This is a genomic window from Myxococcus sp. CA033, from assembly GCF_013336625.1.
Classification (GTDB): Bacteria; Myxococcota; Myxococcia; order Myxococcales; family Myxococcaceae; genus Myxococcus; species Myxococcus llanfairpwllgwyngyllgogerychwyrndrobwllllantysiliogogogochensis.
Map to the genome: position 1 here is coordinate 1 of NZ_JABUMU010000087.1, position 486 is coordinate 486.

Annotated in this window: 1 protein-coding gene; it reads right to left on the reverse strand. The window is 66.7% G+C overall.

What is annotated here, in order from left to right:
- On the reverse strand, window positions 1-459 hold a 459-nt coding region (locus HUA78_RS47990), incomplete at its 3' end, for an AMP-binding protein (RefSeq protein WP_371745826.1).
- Window positions 460-486 lie beyond the last annotated feature (27 nt).

Below are 486 nucleotides of genomic sequence, written 5' to 3' on the forward strand. Positions count from 1 at the left end.
ATGAGGAGGAGCGAGGACGAGCTTGGAGCCGTGGAGGAGAGCGCCCCAGATTTCGAGGGTGGAGGCGTCGAAGGCGACGGGGGCTGCGTGGAGCCAGACGTCGGAAGCGGCGAAGGAGATGAAGGAAGAAGAGACGAGGCGGGTGACGCCTCGGTGAGGGACGCAGACACCCTTGGGCTCACCGGTGGAGCCGGAGGTGAACATGACGTAGGCGAGGTCATCCCCTGTCACGACACCCGTGAGAGGTGCAGATGGCTGGCGAGCGATGTGAGAAGCCTCCTCATCGATGACGAGGAGGACGGCGCCGAAGGCAGGCAGGTCATCGACGACGTCGGAGTGAGAGAGGACGACGCCGGCTGAGGACTCGCGGAGGACGAAGGCGAGGCGGTCGGAGGGCCAGGCCTTGTCGAGGGGGACGTAGGAGGCGCCGGCCTTGAGGATGGCGAGGAGGGAGACGATGAGGTCGGCGGAGCGGTCGAGACGGAC